This is a genomic window from Flavobacterium sp. 11, from assembly GCF_002754315.1.
GTDB lineage: Bacteria > Bacteroidota > Bacteroidia > Flavobacteriales > Flavobacteriaceae > Flavobacterium > Flavobacterium algoritolerans.
Map to the genome: position 1 here is coordinate 575597 of NZ_PEFE01000001.1, position 21164 is coordinate 596760.

The 21164-nt window shown below is 35.7% G+C and carries 12 protein-coding genes; 8 read left to right on the forward strand and 4 right to left on the reverse strand.

What is annotated here, in order from left to right; translation table 11 throughout:
* Genes CLV00_RS02540 through acs form a run of 3 tightly spaced genes read left to right on the forward strand, consistent with a single transcriptional unit; the run spans position 1 to position 4202 of the window.
* Positions 1-363 (forward strand): response regulator transcription factor, encoded by a 363-nt coding sequence (locus tag CLV00_RS02540; RefSeq protein ID WP_099713669.1) that lies wholly within the window; start codon positions 1-3, stop codon positions 361-363.
* On the forward strand, positions 360-2279 hold the full coding sequence (locus CLV00_RS02545) for a propionyl-CoA synthetase (protein ID WP_255409054.1): 1920 nt from the start codon (positions 360-362) through the stop codon (positions 2277-2279). The genes CLV00_RS02540 and CLV00_RS02545 overlap by 4 nt, the downstream gene beginning before the upstream one ends.
* A 15-nt stretch (positions 2280-2294) precedes the next feature.
* Entirely contained in the window at positions 2295-4202 is a 1908-nt protein-coding gene (gene acs, locus CLV00_RS02550) for an acetate--CoA ligase (protein ID WP_099713671.1), read from the forward strand.
* A 120-nt stretch (positions 4203-4322) separates the two neighbouring features.
* On the opposite strand, the gene CLV00_RS02555 is transcribed toward acs, so the two are convergent.
* The 4 genes from CLV00_RS02555 to CLV00_RS02570 all read right to left on the reverse strand — a co-directional run bounded on the left by CLV00_RS02555 (position 4323) and on the right by CLV00_RS02570 (position 12978).
* Complete coding sequence (locus CLV00_RS02555; RefSeq protein WP_099713672.1) at positions 4323-7211, reverse strand: alpha-amylase family glycosyl hydrolase; 2889 nt, start codon at positions 7209-7211, stop codon at positions 4323-4325.
* Between the two features lie 74 nt (positions 7212-7285).
* Positions 7286-8398, reverse strand: a complete 1113-nt coding sequence (locus CLV00_RS02560) for a SusE domain-containing protein (RefSeq protein ID WP_099713673.1) — start codon at positions 8396-8398, stop codon at positions 7286-7288.
* A 24-nt stretch (positions 8399-8422) separates the two neighbouring features.
* Complete coding sequence (locus CLV00_RS02565) at positions 8423-10021, reverse strand: RagB/SusD family nutrient uptake outer membrane protein (protein WP_099713674.1); 1599 nt, start codon at positions 10019-10021, stop codon at positions 8423-8425.
* A 17-nt stretch (positions 10022-10038) separates the two neighbouring features.
* On the reverse strand, positions 10039-12978 hold the full coding sequence (locus CLV00_RS02570) for a TonB-dependent receptor (RefSeq protein WP_099713675.1): 2940 nt from the start codon (positions 12976-12978) through the stop codon (positions 10039-10041).
* 235 nt (positions 12979-13213) lie between these two features.
* On the opposite strand from CLV00_RS02570, the gene CLV00_RS02575 reads away from it, so the two are divergent.
* The 5 genes from CLV00_RS02575 to CLV00_RS02595 all read left to right on the forward strand — a co-directional run bounded on the left by CLV00_RS02575 (position 13214) and on the right by CLV00_RS02595 (position 21092).
* On the forward strand, positions 13214-14236 hold the full coding sequence (locus CLV00_RS02575) for a LacI family DNA-binding transcriptional regulator (RefSeq protein WP_099713676.1): 1023 nt from the start codon (positions 13214-13216) through the stop codon (positions 14234-14236).
* A gap of 190 nt (positions 14237-14426) precedes the next feature.
* Positions 14427-15947, forward strand: coding sequence for an MFS transporter (locus CLV00_RS02580; RefSeq protein ID WP_099713677.1), 1521 nt, complete (start codon positions 14427-14429; stop codon positions 15945-15947).
* Complete coding sequence (gene pgmB, locus CLV00_RS02585) at positions 15940-16599, forward strand: beta-phosphoglucomutase (RefSeq protein WP_099713678.1); 660 nt, start codon at positions 15940-15942, stop codon at positions 16597-16599. The genes CLV00_RS02580 and pgmB overlap by 8 nt, the downstream gene beginning before the upstream one ends.
* A gap of 93 nt (positions 16600-16692) precedes the next feature.
* Entirely contained in the window at positions 16693-18996 is a 2304-nt protein-coding gene (locus CLV00_RS02590; protein WP_099713679.1) for a glycoside hydrolase family 65 protein, read from the forward strand.
* Between the two features lie 290 nt (positions 18997-19286).
* Positions 19287-21092, forward strand: coding sequence for a glycoside hydrolase family 13 protein (locus CLV00_RS02595; protein ID WP_233206844.1), 1806 nt, complete (start codon positions 19287-19289; stop codon positions 21090-21092).
* The last annotated feature ends 72 nt before the right edge of the window (positions 21093-21164 follow it).

The window sequence follows — 21164 nt, forward strand, 5'->3', positions numbered from 1 at the left end:
ATGAAAAAGATTTTAATTGTAGATGACGAGCCAAACATTGTAATGGCACTGGAATATACTTTCAAGAAGAACAATTTTGAAGTTTTTATAGCACGTGACGGACAAGAGGCTTTGGATATTTTAGAAGTACAACTTCCCGATGTGATTATTCTGGATGTGATGATGCCTATGGTTGATGGTTTTGCCACATTGGAACAAATAAAAAAAGACGAGCGATTGCGGCATTGCAAAGTCATTTTCCTTTCAGCAAAAAATAAAGAAAAAGACATTGAAAAAGGACTTTCATTAGGTGCCAATTTATATGTGGTCAAACCTTTCTCAGTCAAAAAATTAATAGAACAAGTACAGGATTTAATTCAATAAGAAACAAATTCAACACCATGAAATACGAAGAAATTTATGCCCGAAGCATCGACCAACCGGAAGCATTTTGGGCAGCGCAGGCAGATGAAATTGAGTGGTACAGTAAACCGGAAACAATTTTGTCGAAAGACGAGAACGGCTATCCGCTTTGGTACAAAGATGGCGAGTTGAACATTTGTTATCTCGCATTAGACAAGCATATTCAAGACGGATATGGCGATCAAACCGCCTTTATTTATGATTCTCCGGTAACACAAACCGTAAAAAAATACACCTATTCAGAAGTAAAAACCGAAGTGGCAAAACTCGCAGGAGGCATGCAATCACTAGGATTAAAAAAAGGAGATACTGCCATAATTTACATGCCAATGATTCCTCAAACTGCATTTGCCATGCTGGCTTGTGCGAGAATTGGAGTTATTCATTCGGTTGTTTTTGGAGGTTTTGCACCGCATGAATTGGCGATTAGAATCGATGATTGCAAACCCAGAGCAATCATAACGGCATCATCCGGAATAGAGATTGACCGATTAATTGCCTACAAACCTTTGGTAGATGAAGCTATTGAACTTGCTTCTCACCGACCAAAAAAAGTAATTGTTTTCAACAGGAAATTAGGCGCCAGAATTCCGTTTAAGAAGTATGATGTGGATTACGACGCCTTGGTTTACGGCTCCGAAGAAACGCCTTGCATTCCTTTACACTCCAATCATCCGCTGTATATTTTATACACTTCCGGCACTACAGGAAAACCCAAAGGAATCGTAAGAGATACCGGTGGTTATGCAGTAGCATTGAAATTTTCCATGAAATACATCTATAATGTAAACCAAGACGAAACTTTTTGGGCGGCTTCAGATATGGGTTGGGCAGTTGGTCACAGCTACATTCTTTACGGACCGTTATTGAATCGAAATACCACCATAATTTTTGAAGGGAAACCTATCAAAACTCCAGATGCGAGTACGTTTTGGAGAATAATTTCAGAGCATAAAGTGGGCACCATGTTTACGGCTCCAACTGCCATCAGAGCAATCAAGAAAGAAGATCCTGATGGAGAATTCATCAAACAATATGATTTAAGCCATCTTAAAAATCAATTTCTGGCGGGAGAACGTTGTGATAACGCCACATTAGAATGGTACCAACAGCACATTCCTATTCCTGTAATTGACCATTGGTGGCAAACAGAATCTGGCTGGCCAATGATTGCTAATTCTCTTGGAATTGAAAAAATGCCTGTGAAATCCGGTTCCGCAACAAAAGCAGTTTGTGGATATGACATTCGGATTTTTAATGAAAACGGCGAAGAATTAAAACCGAATGAAGAAGGATTGGTTGTCGTAAAACTACCTTTACCTCCAGGAAATATGTTGGGAATTTGGGAGAACGAAGCCCGTTTTAAAGCCAGTTATTTCAGTAAATTTGACGGATATTATCTATCGGGCGACGGTGGTTACAAGGATGAAGACGGTTATATCTTCATCACCGGAAGAACGGATGATGTCATTAATGTGGCTGGACATCGTTTATCAACCGCGGAAATGGAAGAAGTTGTTGCTTCCCATCAATCCGTTGCTGAATGCGCTGTTATTGGAATTCAGGATGAGTTAAAAGGGCAAGTTCCTTTGGCTTTGGTGGTAACCAAATTAGGCGCCGAAATTGAGCATTATCAATTGGAACAAGAAATCATTAAACTGGTTCGCCAGCAAATTGGAGCTGTAGCTTCGTTACGAAATGTAGTCATTGTACAGCGATTACCAAAAACGCGCTCGGGGAAAATCCTCCGAAAATTAATGCGCAGTATTACAGATGGCGAGTCATTTCAAATTCCGTCAACTATAGATGACGAATCGATTGTGGACGAAATCATTGCAACATTAAAAAAATATAAAATAGGGGTTTATAATTTATAAAATTTATCAATAATCATGAGTTACTATAAAATTAATACTTTAGAAGAATACTTCAAACACTACAAAAAATCAATTCGCGAGCCAAGAAAATTTTGGGATAAAATTGCTTCCGAAAATTTTACTTGGTACCAACAATGGGATAAAGTAGTCGATTTTAATATGGCTGAAGCCGAAATAAAATGGTTTACAGAAGCTAAAGTAAACATTACAAAAAACTGTATCGACAGACATCTTGCTAAAAAAGGAGACAAAACGGCTATCATTTTTGAACCGAATGATCCAAATGAAGCAGCATTGCATATTTCGTATAATGAATTGTACGAGCGCGTTTGTAAAATGGCGAACGTATTGAAAGAACAAGGTATCCAAAAAGGAGATCGCGTTTGTATTTATTTACCAATGATTCCTGAATTAGCCATTACCACTTTGGCTTGCGCCAGAATTGGAGCCATTCACTCAGTTGTTTTTGCAGGATTTTCCGCTTCGGCAGTAGCTGCAAGAATAAATGACAGCGAATGTAAAATGGTCATCACTTCTGATGGTGGCTATCGTGGAAACAAAACCATTGATTTAAAAAGCATCGTTGATGAAGCTTTATTGAATTGCCCTTGTGTGGAGAACGTTTTGGTTGCCAAAAGAATAAATTCAACTATCAATATGAAAGAAGGACGTGACCAATGGTTGCAACCACTTTTAGACAAAGCTTCTGACAATAATGTAGCCGAAATCATGGATGCCGAAGATCCTTTATTCATCCTTTACACATCCGGTTCAACTGGAAAACCAAAAGGAATGGTACATACCACAGCCGGTTATATGGTGTATACCGCGTATACTTTTAAGAATGTTTTTAGTTACGAAGAAAATGACATTTTCTGGTGTACTGCTGATATCGGTTGGATTACCGGACATTCCTATATTCTTTATGGACCGTTATTGAATGGAGCCACAACTGTAATTTTCGAAGGGGTTCCGTCCTATCCTGATTTCAGTCGTTTTTGGCAAACCATCGAAAAGCATAAAGTCACTCAGTTCTATACTGCTCCAACAGCCATTAGAGCTTTGGCAAAAGAAAGCATTGAATACGTGCAACGCTACCAATTAACTTCTTTGAAAGTGATTGGATCTGTGGGAGAACCTATCAATGAGGAAGCTTGGCACTGGTACAACAACCATGTAGGAGATAAAAAATGTCCTGTTGTAGATACGTGGTGGCAAACAGAAACCGGAGGAATTATGATTTCGCCAATTGCTTTTGTAACCCCAACAAAACCTACGTATGCATCTTTACCATTACCGGGAATTCAACCTGTTTTGATGGATGAAAAACGCAACGAAATTGAAGGCAATCAGGTTACCGGAAGTTTGTGCATTAAATTTCCTTGGCCGGGAATTGCCAGAACCATTTGGGGTGATCACCAGCGTTATAAAGACACGTATTTTTCTACCTTTCCAGGCAAATATTTCACTGGCGACGGAGCTTTGCGTGACGAAGTTGGATATTATAGAATTACGGGTCGCGTAGACGATGTAGTGATAGTTTCCGGACATAATCTGGGCACTGCACCAATAGAAGATGCCATCAATGAGCATCCTGCAGTTGCGGAAAGTGCAATTGTAGGTTTCCCACACGACATCAAAGGAAATGCTTTGTATGGTTTTGTAATCCTAAAAGAAACAGGAGAATATCGCGACAGAGAAAACCTTAGCAAAGAGATTAACCAACACATATCTGATCACATTGGACCCATTGCCAAACTGGACAAAATTCAGTTTGTTTCCGGTTTACCAAAAACACGTTCGGGAAAAATCATGCGTAGAATTTTGCGTAAGATTGCCGAAGGAGATTACTCTAATTTTGGTGACATCTCAACATTATTGAATCCTGAAATTGTGGAAGAAATCAAAGAAGGTAAAATTTAGATTTTAGTTTTAATTGTTGTTAAAAACTGCTTCATGAATGGAGCAGTTTTTTTATATAAAAAAGGCTGTCTTTGTAGAGACAGCCTTTTTAAACATTTAAAACAAAACAAACAAACCGTATTATTCCTTAATGAACTTCAATACCTGAACCCCATTATTCTCATCATACGCTTTTACTATATAAAAACCTTGATTCAAATCACTAATTATATATTGATGTCCTTCGGATTGATTTGCATCAAACGTTTTTACCAATTGTCCTGTTATAGAAAAAACTTGAACTTTAGAAGTTGCAGCATTTAAAGTAAAATAACTGGAAGCCGGATTTGGATACAACAAAACTGTTGGTGTTTTTTCATAATCAACTATTGCCAAAGAAGCCGTTTTGTTTCCATAGATTCGGTATTCACCAGGCGGAATAGTTATCGGGTCACTTACATTATTCACTGTGATTGTTGTATTATCCATCAAATTGTACCACTCACCAGTGTAAGGAAATCCAGTTGCTACATTTTGTGTGGTAACATTAAAATTAGCCAGAATCAAAACATCTTTAAGTTGGCTTGACGCCAAAGCACTATTGGTAATTTTGATATTTGGATACAACGAACTTGTATTCGATATGGTTGCAGTTCCTGAAAAAACAGGCTCTACAGTTTTCATCGTAATCATTTTAGACCAATCGTTATAAATTTTACTTCTATTAGTATCTCCAAGCCAATTATTAACCCATTGCGGTTGTTGTTTGGTGTCTAATTTACAATCCCCAGATGTAGCATCTGACGAGGTATTTACCGTTCCATTATTACACGCAAAAATAGAATTTTCCCAACCTAGCTCACCAAAATGCCAAATCATCTTTGGTCCAGGAACCAATAAAGAAACCGCTCCAATTGCTGACATTCTAGACAAGGCTATATTTAATGTTTTTACATTATGGGCAGCATTGGTACTATTCCCGAATTGTAAATTTTTATACATTAATCGTTCTTCATCATGACTTTCGGCATAACCCATCAATCTATTTGTGGTAAAACCTCTGCTCGTACTATTCATACGAGAAATATTTCCAGCAAACCCCATTGACAATTCATTATATTGACCAGTCATTATTCCCCACATCATAATTCCTTTGCTTGGCGTTTCATTAATTCTGTAATTTGCCCAAAGTTGCTCTTCATCATCATTCCCTAAGTGCTCAAAAATAGTATAATGCGTTGGGTCTAAACTCCAAGAATAATCGGCATATTTTCGCAACACATCCACTCGATCTTGTTGTTTAACACCAGTACAAGCTTCTTGACCACCGGCAACATTAGCAGGACAATTTTGAGTAAATCCTTTGGTTAAATCCCAACGAAATCCGTCAATTTTATATTCTTCTACCCATTGTTTAATCACACGTTGTACATAGTTTTGCGTTCTAGGTTGTTGATGATTGAAATCCTCACCCACACTGTAACTATGCATTGCAGTTGTATTAAAATAAGGGTTTTCAGTTGAAGGAGAACCCCAACCATCTCCGTCAGGATCATTCATCCACATACGAAGCATTGGATTTCTTCCAAAAGCATGATTCAATGCCACATCAAGAATTACCGCAATTCCGTTTTGATGGCATAAATCCACAAACTCTTTTAACTTATCCGAAGTACCGTAGAATTTATCCAAAGCCATGTGAAAAGAGGTGTTATATCCCCAACTTTCATTGCCTTCAAATTCCATCACTGGCATTAATTCAATCGCATTTATTTTCAAATTTTTGAAATAATCGATTTTATTAATCAAGTCTTGATAACTTCTATTAGCATCAAAATCGCGAACCAACAATTCATAAACAACCAGTTTTTCTTTTTCTGGTTTAACAAAATTAGTGGTAGCGCTGCTCCAAGCGTAGGGAGTTTTCCCAGTTTGTAATACTGTCACTTCTCTGTCTTGACCTACTGGATAAACCGGAAGATTTGGATAAGTAGAAGCAGGAATAAAAGGATCATCATTAGGAGACAAAACAAGTGTCGAATACGGATCGGCAGTTTTCACTAAAGAAGGCGTTCCTGCAATAGGTGTTGCATCAACTACCCAATACTGATAGGTGTAATTTGTTCCTGAAACCAATCCTGTTAATTCTAACCAAAATTTACCCGAAGCAGGATCTTTTTTCATCGCATAAGAAGCCGTAGGCTGCCAGCTGTTGAAACTTCCTGCTACATAAACAAAATCTTTGAAAGGAGCGTCTAAAACCAGCGTTGCTTTTGAGGCATCAGCTGCATTGTAATTAATTCCGTCCAATAAACCGGCCGGCATGGACTCACTAACCACATTCGGGTTAACTACAGCACCAAATTTTTTAGTGATTACAGTTGTTCCTTGAGTAACCTGCAACTCGTAATTTTGGTTCCCTGTAATATTCGTATGATTATAGGAATAACTGGAAGTGGCAGCATTTGTATTTAAAGTTGTACCGTTTGCTTTCAATACATAACTGGCATTTCCACCGGTATTAGTAGCTGCAATATTCAAACTTCCACCTGAAGCAATAATTGTTGAACTGTTCTCAGCCGGAGTAGTCAGTGTCACTTGGTACGCACCAACTTCAACATAATTATCTTGCGATTTTTTATCTCCTGTTCCGTCCTTAGCTTTAATAAGAAAGCCTATTTTCCCTATTCCATTTCTATTGTAAAAGGTATTTGGAGTAAATGTTTTAGTATAGGTATTGGTAACTGAGTTGTAAGCAAACCTATTCGCTTCATTGGACGAAGTCCATGTACCGTTAGTAGGACAATCAATGCTATTAGCATCATTGATATCAAATGACCAAGTCCACATGTATAATGCGTTTCCGGTAACTCCCCAAGTTGCTTCATTTACATTATTCCCATTGATGGTAATGGTAATAGATGTCGTTTCTTCAAAAGTAGCTGGGCTTATAGTATAAGCAATTGCTTGTTGCTGTGCTGAAGCGACAATTGAAAGGAAAAACAATAAAAAAAGTATAGTTTTTTTCATGGTTTAGTGTTAATTAAATTAGAAAACAAAAAAAGGGCTATCCCATAGATAGCCCTTTTTTTTATGGAAATAAATTATTCTTGATTAGGAATCATTAAATAACTACCATCTAAATCGTTGAAATAGATTTTGTATTTTGATTTAGCAACTGGTAAATCACCTCCGCTTGCTCCATTGTTTGGAAATCCAGAGAAAGCAGTATTACCACCCCAATTTACATCCCATGCATTATTTGCTCTGAATTTAGCTTTCCCATCATTTAATGGTAATAAATCCAATGACCAAACATGTGAATTAAATGCTGATTGAGTCAATGCAGTAGAAGCATCCCATCCTAATGGAGTACTATCTCCAATAATACCAACTGTAGAGAAAGTTGCAGCAGCAGATGCATCATAAGCTACTAAAGTGTACTTTAACGTTTCAGTATTCATTGTGAAAGAATAATATCCATCAGTTGCAATTGTAAAAGATGCTGGATCTGGATCAGCTTCTGTTGGTCTAGCCACAATAGCATCTCCATCACCTTTACCATACATTGGAGCCCATTGTCCAGGTGTAGAAATTAATTTGAATGCACCCGCTTTAAAGAATCCTGTAAATTTATATAAATTTGGATTTGTTCCGCTTCTGAATAATGGTTGGTTTTTATTATTATTATTCCATCCTGAAGCAGTTGCATCACCTACAAAATACCAATCTTTAAACTCATAAGGAAGCAATCCTGTGTATGCATTAACTAAAATAGTCAATGGAGTTTCAGACATCATTTTTTCAGCTCCTGCAAGGCTTGACATTACTTTAATATCATAAGATCCTAATTGGTCAGGTATACCACCTAATTCAATTACTGCTTGATTTAAAGTTTTTACAGTAACTTCGATTTGAGTTGCACCGGCAGTTCCTCCTAATTCAATTGCTTTTGTAAAATCACCACCTTTAACATCCATCAAAAGTTTGTATCCTATCTCAACATCACCGCCATAAGTTGCTTTGGTCCATACAAAACGCTCTGCAACATCATCAGCATTTTCTTCAAGTAATACATATGATTTATCGTTTTCAGGCGCAACTAATTCCGGAGTATCAACTCCTTCAATTACTGGTCTATCTTCTACATCTTCAACGCTACAAGACAAGGCAAGTATCGCGAATAAAGCAATTACTGATTTAGTTATATTTTTCATTTTTCTATTTATTTTTTAATATTATTAATATCCAGGGTTTTGTTGTAATTTACTGTTTGATGACAATGCAGTCGCAGGAATAGGAAATAAATTTCTATAGGCTTGCGTTGGTGCTCCACCAGCTACATTTCCTTTCCAAGGCCATATATAACTACCGCCAGAAAATTTACCAAAACGAATTAAATCCGTTCTTCTGTGACCTTCCCAGTGTAGTTCTTTTGCTCTTTCGTCAAGAATTAAGTTTGCTCCTGCAACATCAGCAGTAAGAGAACTTATTGTTGAAGCATTAGCTCTAGTTCTTAAAGCATTTACATACCCTCTGGCTGTTACAAGATCTCCCACTTTACCAACTACCGCACACTCAGCATACATTAAATAAGCATCTGCCAAACGGAAAATTGGAAAATCAGAATCAGAGAAATTTCCTGCTTTATCTGAACCAGATACTCCATTAACATCTACATTTCTAAATTTTTGAATAGCATATCCATCAGTAAATGAGCTAATATCAACGATTTCTTTGGTTTGTCCATCGGTATAGAATTGCCCTCTTGTATCAGTAGTGTTTCCATTAAACTTATCTACAAATGCCGATGTTGTTCTGATTCCAGCCCAACCACCATTTATTCCAAATTCAGAAGCGTTCATGGTTCCACCAACTGGTGCATGCGTCAAGAAAGTAGTTCCTCCATAGGTTTGAGTTTTAAGACCATCAAAAGCAATTGCAAAAATGAATTCGTTTTGCGCTCCATTTCTATCATTGTCAGCAAGAAACAATTGGTTGTAATTAGTATGCAATGCATATCCTGATGCAATTACTTTATTAATTAATGGTAATGCACCTGTATAGTTATCAGTACCAATATATACTTTAGCATTCATATACAATTTAGCTTGTAACATCCAAGCTGCTGCTTGATCTACACGATACGCTTCATTTGATTTTGGCGCTTTCAACTCAGGTGTAATTGCAGTTAATTCATCATCTACAAACTTGTATAATTCTGCTCTAGTAGCATACTCAGGATAAAAGAATGTGCTTGGAGAGTTTTCAGTAACTAAAGAACCACCACCAAACATATCTACTAAATGCCAATACGTCAAAGCTCTTAAGAAACGTGCTTCTGCTCTGTAGGTTTTAATCTCTGCTACTAAAGCAGCATCAAGACCTCTAGCAGCTAATTTCTCATCTGTAGTTTGTCTTAAAAACTCATTGCAGTTTACAATTTGAAAAGAGAAACGTGCAAATGTAGCCGTGATGAAACGGTCTAAAGAAGTCCATGTTTGAGAATGAAGATCTTTTATTGTTCCGTCATTCCAACCAATCACAGCCTCGTCAGTAGTTAATTCCTGCATTAACCAAAAACCTCTGATATACTGACTTTCTCCTTCATCAATTCCAGAAATATCAGGAGAACCAGCTGCAGTTTGACCTGATGTAGCAAATCCTGCATATAGTTTAGCTAAATATTGTTTGTATGATTCTGGCGTACTAAAAAATTCTTCACCGGGAATAGCATTTGCGCTATCTGGTACTTGGTTCAAATCATCTGTACACGATGGGAATAACATCACCAACAGTAACAAAGAAATACCCAATAATTTTATTTGTGTCTTTTTCATTTTTCTTGTTATTTGTATTAGAAATTAACGTTTAAACCTAACGTGAAAGTTATTGGTCGTGGGTATAAATTTCCGTCTATACCTCCAGAAATTTCTGGATCTAATCCTTCATATTTAGTAATTACCAAAACATTTTGTGCTGATAATGTCAATTTAACTAATGAATTTGAATTCTCTTTTTGATTGAAAGTATATCCAACACTTACGTTGTCCAATCTAATAAAAGAAGCATCTTGAATGTAGTAATCAGATTCGAAACGTTTAGTATCATTTGATCTAAATCCTGTTTCCAAAAGGTTTTCAACACCGTTTGATAAATCTGTATTTCTGATCAAAATGTTATTGAAAGAACCTTTACTAGAATCTACGTTGTTGTAATTATAGTTACCCCAAGATCCTCTCCAGTTCATTCCCATATCAAAGTTTTTGTAGGTTACACTGGTATTGAAACCGTAAAAAACATCAGCAGCTGGTTTATGAAAACGGTATTTGTCTTGTTGTGTAATCAATCCGTCTTTATTTCTGTCGATGTATACTCCGTCTAAAGGTTTTCCATCTACACCATACGCTTGCTCATACACGTAAAAAGAACTTGGCGCATATCCTACTTGGTGATTTTGAATCGTGTTTCCTGTAGCACCTTCATACCCTCCAATATTAATACCCGGAGTATTCGGTTGCGTAGTAGTCAACTTAGTGATTTTAGAATCTTGGAATGTTATGTTTCCACCAATTCTCCATTCAAAATCGTCATTACGAACAGGAATAACTTCTGCAGCAATTTCAATTCCCTCATTTTCGATTGTTCCTACGTTGTAGTTATCAAAATTTGAAAATCCAAAGAAAGAAGGATTTTGTGTGTACAATAATAAATCTTCAGTAGTTCTTTTGTATAAATCAACACTACCGTTAATTCTATTGTTTACAAATCCAAAATCTAAACCTGCATTAACAGTGGTAGTTTGTTCCCATTTCAAGTTACTGTTATACGGTTGTGGTCTGTATGTAGTGTAAAAATCACTTCCAAACTGGTATTGAGCAGCTGTATTAGATGCTAAATACAATGGAATAGAAGGATAACTAACTCCAATATCTTGTTGTCCTGTAATACCCCAACCTCCACGAAGTTTCAATGTAGAAATACTTGTTACATCTTTCAAGAAGTTTTCTTCATTCAATTTCCAAGCTAAAGCAACTGCAGGGAAATTTGCCCAACGATTAGTTTCCGTAAATCTTGAAGTTCCATCACGTCTGTAAGACAAGGTCAATAAATACTTGTCAGCGATAGTAATATTTGTTCTTGCAAAGAAAGATTGCAAGTTGATTCGTGATGGAAAAGATGGTGGTGAAGTTGTGTTTTTAGTCTGAAATTCAAAATTTGAAGAATTATAAAACTCTCTAAAATCTTGATATGAATATCCTCCAGTCACATCAAAAATAGTATTAATAGCTTCTACTTTTTTATTGTAATTTAAAAATAAATCCATCAACTTATTCGAACGAGATTGTGTTCTTTCATAGCTATTGTTATATCCAGAACCTGACAAACCATTTAGGTAATTAGCGTCGGTATTACCAAAAGATCTACCACTTAATTCATCGTAACCAAAGTTAGCAACCGCTTTCAACTCTGGTAAAAAATGCATTTTATATTCCGTTTGAATGTTTCCAATACTTCTGTATGAAGTACCATAATTATTTTGTTGTTCAATCAAAGACAATGGATTTCTTCCAGCCAATTGATTGATTTCAGTAGCAGAAGTATACCATTGAAAAAAGGTACCGTCAGGATTTCTTACAACCTGAGTTGGGTCAAAACGAATAGCTGAACCAATAGCACCTCGGTCACTATAATTACTGTTTATAACAGACGTATTATTGTTTAATTCAATTTTTAAATGATTGTCCAAGAAATTACCTGTTACACCAACACCTAATGTTGTTCTCTCCATGTTATCTCTTTTCAGGATACCATTTAAATTAGCATAACCTACAGACGCTCTGTATACTATATTATCAGAACCACCACTTAATGAAATATTATGATCTGTACCGATAGCCGTTCTGTAAATCTCATCTTGCCAATCTGTATCAGCAGCACCCATCAAAGCTATTTGTGCAGCATTACCATTAGCCGTTACGAAATCTCTGAATTGAGTACTTGACAAAGCATCCACTTTATTTGTGATTTCAGATACTTGAAAATTTCCGTTATAATTTATTTGTAAATCACCTGCTTTTCCTTTTTTGGTAGTAATGATAATTACACCATTAGAAGCTCGAGAACCGTAAATTGCAGTCGCCGAAGCATCTTTCAAAACCGAAATAGATTCGATGTTGTTTTGGTTGATTGTAGACAATGGATTTCTACTTCCTTCTACTCCACCAGCAGCAACTGGCACACCATCAATTACATATAAAGGATCGTTGTTTGCAGATAAAGAAGACCCACTTCTAATTCTAATTGTAGCACCTTCACCTGGAGAACCTCCTCCATTGATAATTTGCAAACCAGCAACTTTACCTTGAATCATTTGATCCGCAGAAGTTACAGGTCCTTTATTAAAATCTTTAGTTGTCAATACCGTTACAGCTCCTGTAGCATCTTTCTTCTTAACTGTTCCGTATCCTACTTGGATCACAACTTCTTTTAATTGATTCGCATCTTCTTCTAAAGAAACGTTTAATGATTTTTGGGCAACATAATCCACTACAGTATTTTTATATCCGATATAAGAAAATACTACTTTATCACCTTTCTTAACATTAGATAACAGATATTTACCATCAAAATCAGTAGAAACACCATTAGCGGCACCTTGTACATTTACATTTACCCCCGGAATTGGCTGTCCTGACACTTTATCAAGAACAGTTCCGCCAACAGTATTCTGAGCCAGAATACTAAAAGGGAGTAGCAGTAATAAAATTAACAACTTTTTATAAATTGTTTTCATACTTTTTGTTTAAATTAATTTAATTTTTTGTTGAGTTTTCAACCTTAACTATTACTTCGAATGTTAAATTTATGTAAATTTAGTCACGCTCGACAAGGCCCCTTTTTATTTGACTTACGAAAACGTAATAGTGTTGAAAACTTTCTGATTTACATAAATTTTTATCAGTTTAATTACCATTTATAAAATTTAATTTTATCTTTATTAAGAAATAATTTTTTACCATATCTTCACCATGAAAAGGAAAATAACGCTTAAACAAATTGCAAAAGAATTAGATGTATCCATTTCTACCGTTTCAAAATCTTTGAGAAATAGCCTCGAAATAGGTGAAGAAACCAGACTAAAAGTTCAAGCATTTGCTAAATTTTACCACTACAAGCCAAACAATATTGCACTTAGTTTAAAAAACAGAAAAACCAAAACCATTGGAATCATTATTCCAGAAATAGTCCACCATTTCTTTTCAACAGTTATTAACGGAATCGAACAGGTTGCAAATGAAAATGGATATAGCGTTATCATCTGTTTGTCAGACGATTCCTTTGACAAAGAAGTCTTAAATATGGAAATGCTGGCTAATGGCAGCATTGATGGTTTTATCATGTCGCTTTCTAAAGAAACCCAATTCAGAGGCGATTTCCATCATATTACCGAAGTCATCAATCAAGGAATGCCCGTTGTGATGTTTGACAGAGTTACCAATGATATCCTTTGCGACAAAGTAATTATAGACGATAAATATGCGGCTTATGAAGCTGTTCAAAGCTTGATTGATAAAGGACGAAAAAAAATCGCCCTGGTTACCACCGTTGATTATGTAAGCGTAGGAAAACTAAGGACTGATGGCTACACTAAAGCACTTCTGGATAACGGAATACCTTTTAATGAAGACCTAATCATCAAAATTGAAGACATTGATACCTGCGAAATCACCATTGGAAAACTATTGGAAGATAAAGCTATTGATGCCGTTTTTGCTGTAAATGAACTTTTTGCAGTTACAATAATCAAAACAGCTAATAAAATAGGATTGAATGTGCCGAATGATTTAGCGGTTATTGCTTTTACAGATGGTATAATTTCCAAATATTCTACACCTACTATTACTACCGTAAGTCAGAGTGGAATAAAAATGGGAAATAAAGCCGCAAAAATGCTAATTGAAAGACTCGAATCTGAAGAAGACGAAGAGGACGAAAACTATAAAACTGAAGTAATTGAAACCCATTTGATAGAAAGAGAATCAACTAATTAATTTTTATTTGTTAGTTTATTCATTACTACAACCTTGTAGTTGAAAATGTTTCCTTTAATTTTTTTCTGAGAAACAAATGTTTGAAATATATTTTTATATTTACCCATTCAAAGCTTCAACTTTTACTTCGAAAATAAGATAAGTTTTGATAAGCATAGCGCTTATCGTATTAATTTTTTAAATTACGATAATGGAAAAGCGTAAATTAAGTTTCTGGCAAATTTGGAACATGAGTTTCGGTTTTCTAGGAATACAATTTGGTTTTGCACTGCAAAACGCAAACACTTCAAGAATTTTTGAAACATTAGGTGCAAAGGTTGATGAAATCCCTATTTTATGGATTGCTGCTCCTGTTACCGGTTTAATTATCCAACCTATAATTGGTTATTTTAGCGATAGAACTTGGACCAGATTAGGCCGACGCAGACCTTATTTTCTGATAGGTGCTATTTTATCATCGATAGCATTGTTTATAATGCCCAATTCACCTTCGTTGTGGATTGCCGCTGGAACATTATGGATGATGGATGCCTCAATCAACATTTCGATGGAACCTTTCCGCGCCTTTGTTGGGGATAATCTACCCGAAAAGCAGCGAACTTTAGGTTTTGCCATGCAAAGTTTTTTCATTGGATTGGGTGCCGTTGTCGGTTCCTTACTGCCTTACATTTTCACAAATGTTTTTGGCGTAAGCAATACTGCAGCTGAAGGAATCATCCCAGATTCTGTAAAATGGTCCTTCTATATAGGAGGAGTTGTTTTTCTGTTGGCGGTTTTGTGGACTGTTTTTAAATCTACTGAATATTCTCCTAAAGAATTAGAAGCTTTTGAACAAAAAGACAAAGACACTAAAGAAATAGCTCCAATTGAAACTGAGTTCGAAAGCAAAGCGAATATCAAAAGACAATTCAATCTAGGACTTGTAATGACTTTGTTAGGAAGCATCATTTCGTTTATTATTTACGAAAACCAACTTACTAAAGAACTCTACATTTTATTTATAGGCTTAATTGTGATTGGAATCTTATTTATGGTTACTTCCAGACTTAGGGTTGTCCAAATAAAAAATGGTTTCACGATCATCATGACCGATTTATTGAACATGCCCACCACAATGAAAAAATTGGCTTGGGTTCAATTCTTTTCTTGGTTTGCACTTTTTTCCATGTGGATTTACACGACACAAGCCGTTACACAACATATTTTTGGAACAACAGATACGACTTCAAAAGTATACAATGATGCTGCTGACTGGGTATCAGTTCTTTTCACGGTTTACAATGGAGTAGCTGCTGCAGTTGCTTTTTTATTGCCTGTAATAGCAAAAAAAGTAGGGGTTCGATCCACACATTTACTGGCATTGTGCTCTGGTGGTGTAGGATTACTTTCTATTTATTTTATTGGAGACAAATATTTATTATTAATTCCAATGTTAGGCGTTGGTATTGCATGGGCCAGTATTTTATCAATGCCTTATGCGATGTTATCTGGCGCTTTACCAGCAGCAAAAATGGGTTATTACATGGGAGTTTTCAACTTTTTCGTAGTTATTCCTCAAATTGTTGCCGCAACAATCTTAGGTTTTATTGTCAAACAATTTTTTCAAAACGAACCTATTTACGCATTATTAATTGGCGGAGTATCGATGATATTTGCCGGTTTACTTACCCTTAGAGTAAACAACAGAACAAAAATTGAAATTCATGAATAATAGAAAAGCATTCATATTTGACCTGGACGGAGTAATTGTTGACACAGCAAAATACCATTATTTAGCGTGGCAAAAAATCGCAAATGAGTTAAATATTGAATTTACACTGGAACATAATGAATTATTAAAAGGAGTAAGCCGTGTGCGCTCTTTGGATATTATATTAGAATTAGGAAAAGTGGAAGCTTCACAAGAAGATAAAGACAGATGGTTACTTCAAAAAAATGAAGAGTATTTATCCTATTTAGTTGACATGGACGAAAGCGAGATTCTTCCTGGAGTATATCCCATTTTAAAATTTCTAAAAGAAAAAAATCAACCGATAGCATTGGGTTCTGCGAGTAAAAATGCCAGACCTATTCTGGAGAAAACAGGAATACTATCTTATTTTGATGTTATTGTCGATGGAAATGATGTGACCAATGCAAAACCTGATCCTGAAGTTTTCCTGATTGCCGCTAAATTATTAGAAACAAAACCAGAAGATGCTTTTGTTTTTGAAGATTCAGTGGCGGGAGTTCAAGCGGCCAATATTGGAAACATGACCAGTATAGGAATCGGTGAAGCTGGTATTTTGCATGAAGCAAAATACATCTTTAAAGATTTCACAGCAATTGATACTAACTTCATAGAAGACTTAATAAAAAGATAGAATAAAAAATAAGAGGTTCCATAAACTGTGGTAAAACCATAAAATCGAACCTTTAAACCATACATTTTTCAAACTTTAAACAACAAGGAAAGAATGAATCAAGATTATATAAAACCAGATAATTGGTCAATCATAGAAGAAGGATTTGATGTAGAGAGCGTAAAATCATCTGAAAGTTTGTTCAGCATTGGGAACGGTGCAATGGGACAACGTGCTAATTTTGAAGAAAATTATACTGGAGAAACATTCCAGGGAAGTTACATCGCAGGAATATATTACCCGGACAAAACTAAAGTGGGCTGGTGGAAAAACGGTTATCCGGAATATTTTGCGAAAGTTTTAAATGCTCCCAATTGGATTGGAATCGACATCGAAATCAACGGAGAAAAATTCGATTTGAATACCTGTACCGAAGTCAAAAATTTTCGTCGTGAGTTGAACATGAAAGAAGGTTGGTACAATCGCTCTTTTGAAGCCACATTGAAAAACGGAACTCAAATAGCAGTTACTATTCGTCGTTTTCTTTCTATCGTTTTGGATGAAGTTGGGGTTATTAATTACGAAATCACACCTTTGAACAAAGATTCAAAAATAGTGTACAAACCATATATTGATGCTGGTGTAACCAATGAAGATGCCAACTGGGAAGAAAAATTCTGGGAACCACTTGAGGTGAAAAAATCAGTAAATGAAGCTTTTGTAACGGCACAAACGTTCAAAACACATTTCAAAGTAACCACTTTCATGCAAAATAGCATTTTGTCTAATGGTGAAAAAACGGCTATTTCTCCCTCTAATATTGATGCAACTTCCGATAAAATTCAATTTAGTTATGATGTAATTGTGGCTCAAGGCCAAAAATCATCTATACAAAAAATTGGTGGTTACACGGTTTCTTTAAACCATGAAAACACCGTTACTGCAGCGGAGAAAGTGATTCAATCCGCATTAGCGTTAGGATACGAGAAAATGTTGCAGGACCAGATTGATGCTTGGGCAAAAATTTGGGAGATGTCTGATATTACAATTGATGGCGATGTAAAAGCACAACAAGGAATTCGTTTCAATATTTTTCAGTTGAACCAAACCTATCTAGGAAAGGATTCTCGTTTGAACATTGGACCAAAAGGTTTCACGGGAGAAAAATACGGAGGATCGACTTATTGGGACACCGAAGCGTATTGCATTCCGTTTTACATGGCGACCAAAGATCAGGAAGTAGCTCGAAATTTATTGACCTACCGCTACAATCAATTGGATAAAGCCATTGAAAACGCTGCTAAATTAGGATTTACTAATGGTGCTGCTTTGTATCCAATGGTAACTATGAACGGTGAAGAATGCCATAACGAATGGGAAATTACTTTTGAAGAAATTCATAGAAACGGGGCCATTGCATTTGCCATTTATAACTTTTACAGATACACTGGCGACTACAGTTACATCCCTGAAAAAGGACTGGAAGTATTAATAGGAATTGCCCGTTTTTGGCATCAAAGAGCCAACTTTTCGACTCATTTAAACCAATATGTAATTCTTGGAGTTACGGGTCCAAATGAATATGAGAACAACGTAAACAATAATTTCTACACCAATTATATTGCAAAATGGTGTCTGGAATATACCTACGAACAAATTCAAAAGGTATCTCTGGAATATCCTTCAGATCACAAAAGAATTACGGAAAAAGTAAAAATCTCGGATTCCGAATTACAATCTTGGAAAAAAGTTTCGGATAATATGTACTTCCCTTTTTCGGAAGAACATAACGTGTATTTGCAACAAGACGGTTTCTTGGACAAAGAATTAGTTCGCGTAGCTGATTTGGATAAAAGCCAAAGACCAATCAATCAAAAATGGTCTTGGGACCGAATTTTACGTTCGCCGTACATCAAACAAGCCGATGTTTTGCAGTGCTTCTATTTCTTTGAAGATCATTTTTCGAAAGAAGAACTGAAAAACAATTTTGAGTTTTACGAATCATTTACCGTTCATGAAAGTTCACTTTCGCCTTGCGTGCATTCGATTCAAGCAGCTTTATTGGATAAAATGGATATGGCGTACACATTCTATTTGAGAACTTCACGTCTGGATTTAGATGATTACAATAAAGAAGTGGAAGAAGGCTGTCATATTACCTCAATGGCAGGAACTTGGATGAGTATCGTGGAAGGATTTGGCGGAATGAGAATTAAAGAAGATACGCTTCATTTTTCTCCAAAAATTCCAAAAGAATGGGAAGGTTACTCGTTTAAAATTAATTTCAGAAATCAAATTTTGAAAGTAGCAATTAACCATAAGGAAACAACTTTTTCAATTGATGGCGACAAAGAATTGAAAATCATAGTAAATGGTCAGTCTGTAATCGTTAAGTCTGAGAATTTAGTTACGGTATAATAAACAATTGCTAGAACTTGTAGTTAATTCTATCACTTGATCCCAAGCCTCGCTAGGCTTACTAACAATCCCAATAACATTGGGATTGTTTAATTGATAACTGTTCTTAATTCAAATTTGAGGATTCCAATTTTTATAAAATCGGCTGACTATTTTAAAGTAAAAGACTTTATTTTAAGTGAGCGAAAAATCTAAATGTCAATAAAATATATTTCACAATGCATAAAACAGGTTCGTTTCCGTTCATAAATAGGAGCTTTCTAAAAAAAATAACCTTATTCCTTTTTTTTATGTCTTTAACTTTAAACGCTCAAATCGACAAAATTGAACCGCCTTTTTGGTACGCAGGAATGCAAAATCCAGAACTGCAAATTCTTTTTTATGGCAAAGACATTTCTCAATACCAAGTCACGGTTTCTAATGGCATAAAAATAACTAACGTTAAAAGAACGGAAAACTCCAACTACATTTTTGTTACCATTGACACCAAAAAAGTAGCTGCTTCTGATTTCGTTTTTACTTTTAAAAACAACAACAAAGAAACGTTTACACAAAAATACAGCTTGCGCCAAAGAAGAGAAAATTCAGCGCAACGCAAAAGCTTTGATTCTTCGGATATGATGTATTTATTGATGCCGGATCGCTTTGCCAATGGAAACAGAAACAACGACAGTGAAAATGCTACCCAAGAAAAATACAATAGAGAATTACCGGGCGGAAGACACGGTGGCGATATTGAAGGCATCATAAAAAACTTAGATTATATAGCAGAACTGGGTGCAACGACCATTTGGAGTACGCCGCTTTGTGAAGATAACGATGCCAAACATTCCTATCATACCTACGGACAATCTGATGTGTATAAAATAGATCCACGTTTTGGAACCAATGCTGATTATGTTCGATTAGCAGCCGAAATGCACAAAAGAGACATGAAACTGGTAATGGATTATGTGACGAATCACTGGGGAATTGAACACTGGATGATGAAAGACTTACCTACGAAAGAATGGATCAATCAATTTGAAACCTACACGCAAACCAATCATAAAAGAACGGTTATCCACGACACTAATGCTTCAAAATTTGATAAAAAAATCGCGATAGACGGTTGGTTTGTCCCATCGATGCCCGATTTAAATTTGACGAATCCTTTGACTTTAAAATACCTGATTCAAAATGCGATTTGGTGGATTGAATATGCCGATTTGGATGGATTTAGAGTAGATACTTATAATTATTCAGACCCAAAAGGAATTGCAAAATGGACAAAATCCATCACCGATGAATATCCCAATTTTAATATTGTAGGGGAAGTTTGGATGCAAAGTCAAGCGCAAATGGCGTATTGGCAAAAAGACAGTAAAATTGCTGAAATACAAAATTACAACTCGTATTTACCAAGTGTAATGGATTTTACATTATATGAGGCAACCAGTAAAGCGTTCAGTGAAGACGAAGGAACTTGGGACAAAGGAGTGGTAAAAATGTATGACAATTTTACAAATGATTTTCTGTATCCAAACATCAATAATATGTTGATTTTTGTCGAAAATCACGACACGAATCGTTTCAATCAAACCTACGGAAACGACATCAGAAAATACAAGATGGCAATGACTTTGATGGCTACCGTTCGTGGAATTCCTCAATTGTATTACGGAAGCGAAATAGGTATGGCCGGTGATAAGAACAAAGGCGATGCTGATATTCGTCAAGATTTCCCTGGCGGTTGGGAAGGCGATCAAAACAATGCTTTCATCAAAGAAGGAAGAACTCCGGGACAAAGCGATTATTTTAATTTTACTTCTAAATTATTCAATTGGAGAAAAACAAAAGCGGCGGTTCATTTTGGAAAAATGACACATTACATTCCGGAGAATAACATCTACGTTTATTTTAGATACAACAAAGATGAAACAGTGATGATTTTAATGAACAACAGTAATGAGACCAAAACTGTCAATACACATCGTTTCAAAGAAAACATCAAAGACTTTAAAACCGGAAAAGATGTAATTTCTGAACTTACATTTGACGTTACAAACGAAATTATAATAGAACCTAAGTCAGTTTTGATTTTAGAACTTAAGTAATTTGAACCTTGTAAAGCATTTAAGCGATTTGATAATTCCTTATATGTTTCAAAAAAAATAATCATTTAATGC

Coding starts and splice junctions, on each gene's coding strand:
- CLV00_RS02540 (WP_099713669.1), top strand. CDS start 1: ATGAAAAAGATTTTAATTGTAGATGACGAGCCAAACATTGTAATGGCA.
- acs (WP_099713671.1), top strand. CDS start 2,295: ATGAGTTACTATAAAATTAATACTTTAGAAGAATACTTCAAACACTAC.
- CLV00_RS02555 (WP_099713672.1), bottom strand. CDS start 7,211: ATGAAAAAAACTATACTTTTTTTATTGTTTTTCCTTTCAATTGTCGCT.
- CLV00_RS02560 (WP_099713673.1), bottom strand. CDS start 8,398: ATGAAAAATATAACTAAATCAGTAATTGCTTTATTCGCGATACTTGCC.
- CLV00_RS02565 (WP_099713674.1), bottom strand. CDS start 10,021: ATGAAAAAGACACAAATAAAATTATTGGGTATTTCTTTGTTACTGTTG.
- CLV00_RS02570 (WP_099713675.1), bottom strand. CDS start 12,978: ATGAAAACAATTTATAAAAAGTTGTTAATTTTATTACTGCTACTCCCT.
- CLV00_RS02575 (WP_099713676.1), top strand. CDS start 13,214: ATGAAAAGGAAAATAACGCTTAAACAAATTGCAAAAGAATTAGATGTA.
- CLV00_RS02580 (WP_099713677.1), top strand. CDS start 14,427: ATGGAAAAGCGTAAATTAAGTTTCTGGCAAATTTGGAACATGAGTTTC.
- pgmB (WP_099713678.1), top strand. CDS start 15,940: ATGAATAATAGAAAAGCATTCATATTTGACCTGGACGGAGTAATTGTT.
- CLV00_RS02590 (WP_099713679.1), top strand. CDS start 16,693: ATGAATCAAGATTATATAAAACCAGATAATTGGTCAATCATAGAAGAA.
- CLV00_RS02595 (WP_233206844.1), top strand. CDS start 19,287: ATGTCTTTAACTTTAAACGCTCAAATCGACAAAATTGAACCGCCTTTT.